Annotated in this window: 3 protein-coding genes; all 3 read left to right on the top strand. The window is 59.5% G+C overall.

Features of this window, described 5'->3' with window-relative positions:
• Positions 1–230, top strand: a 230-nt coding sequence (locus tag F615_RS20345; protein ID WP_026330421.1) for a hypothetical protein, incomplete at its 5' end; no start/stop codon positions are given.
• On the top strand, positions 184–1,218 hold the full coding sequence (locus F615_RS19560; RefSeq protein ID WP_169452439.1) for a DUF6708 domain-containing protein: 1,035 nt from the start codon (positions 184–186) through the stop codon (positions 1,216–1,218). The genes F615_RS20345 and F615_RS19560, both read left to right, overlap by 47 nt.
• Before the next feature lie 39 nt (positions 1,219–1,257).
• The coding region (locus F615_RS19115; RefSeq protein ID WP_033371873.1) for a hypothetical protein at positions 1,258–1,505 on the top strand (248 nt) is incomplete at its 3' end.

Below are 1,505 nucleotides of genomic sequence, written 5' to 3'. Positions count from 1 at the left end.
GTCAGCGCTCGCCGCGTTCGCAAGTCGACTCGCTACTCTTGCACCTCCGGCGCTTCTCGTCGGCACCGCGAGATGAATTTTGCAGGGCCGACTACCTCGTGGAAACCTTGCAAGACAACCCGGGCCAGGAATGGCTGTATCGCTGCTACTTTGGCACCGCCCCGCAAAGCGAGAAGTACCCTGATGCGGCCACCCAGGCCGAGCAATTCAAGCGCGCAATGGCTCATTGAGGACAGATCGATGTCAACTCTCAGCGCCTATGGCATGGGCCCAGGTGGTTTTCGTGTCAACCGCCCGCTCAACGAGTACGAGCAGGTTCACCACTTCAATCTCAGGAAGTCCGCCAGCCAGCAGGTTCACTACGACCTCTCGCTCATCCACTTCAACAGCACCTTTGTCGAGTGCGTGGACAAGTGGTATGCCATGCGGGGGTTTGTGGCGATGGCTGGGGCTGGTTTTGGGTTTGCGGCCTTATTTGGTATTTTTGCGACCCTGTATGGCCTATACATGTTAGGCGAATGGATTTTTCTGTTGCCATTGATAATGCTCTTGCCACTCCTGTGGTTCGTGAAAAAGCTCATTTTTTCTGACGCCTTCACCTACACCCACTACCCGATTCGGTTCAATCGCAAGAACCGGCAGGTGTATGCCTTTCGGCGCGATGGTACGGTGCTCAAGGCGGGGTGGGATGAGCTGTATTGGACGATTTACAACACGAAAATCGGCTTGGGCGGAGGGGATCTGAACGTGATGGGCCACCTGCTAGACAAGGATGGCGTGACGGTCAAGGAATCCATTGCGCTGAGCCTGGTCGATGCCGGTGAGCCGGGACGGCAAAATCTTTTGATGTTTTTTGAGTTTTTCCGCCGCTACATGGAAGAGGGGCCAGGGCCAGTGCTCGAAGCTCTCAAACCCACGCCGCTGATCATGCTGCCGCCCATCGATCGCCAGCGCGAAAGCTGGTGGTTCGGATGGGAATTGCTGACGGCCGGTCTCAAGGGCATGCCGCTGTTGCAGCTGCTGTTTCAGGTGTTCTTCTTGCCCATGAGCCTATTCCGCTGGATCGTGATGCGCACGAGCAAGATTCCGCGGTGGCCGCAGTGGGTGGAAGACGAATGCCGCATCGAGCCTGGCGACCCGTGGCGGCGCGATCCGGGCTATCGGGACGAGGCGGCCATCGAGGCGTACACCGCCGCGGCCCGTGCTCGCCAACGCTAAGCGGCAAGCCGTCGGCCAGCTGATCATGCATGTGCTCGGATGGAACCACGCAGGGCATGCACGGCGTTTGCTCTGGGCCCCGTAGGCTGGCTGGTGTTGTTGCTGGCGTGGATCGTGTGGGCCGACTCGGTGTACCTCGTGGAAACCTTGCAAGACAACCCGGGCCAGGAATGGTTGGGCTGCTGCGACTTGGGCACCGGCCCCGACAGATTCCAAAGCCTGGACGAGGAATTGCAGGCGCTGGAAGCGCTGGGCAAGCAGGCCGACCCTGCCGAGGAGGAAGCGGC

The sequence above is a fragment of the Caldimonas manganoxidans ATCC BAA-369 genome (assembly GCF_000381125.1).
GTDB lineage: Bacteria > Pseudomonadota > Gammaproteobacteria > Burkholderiales > Burkholderiaceae_C > Caldimonas > Caldimonas manganoxidans.
Note: the sequence above shows the minus strand (reverse complement) of the source record. Positions and strands in the feature narration are given on the sequence as shown.

Coding starts and splice junctions, on each gene's coding strand:
- F615_RS19560 (WP_169452439.1), top strand. CDS start 184: ATGCGGCCACCCAGGCCGAGCAATTCAAGCGCGCAATGGCTCATTGAG.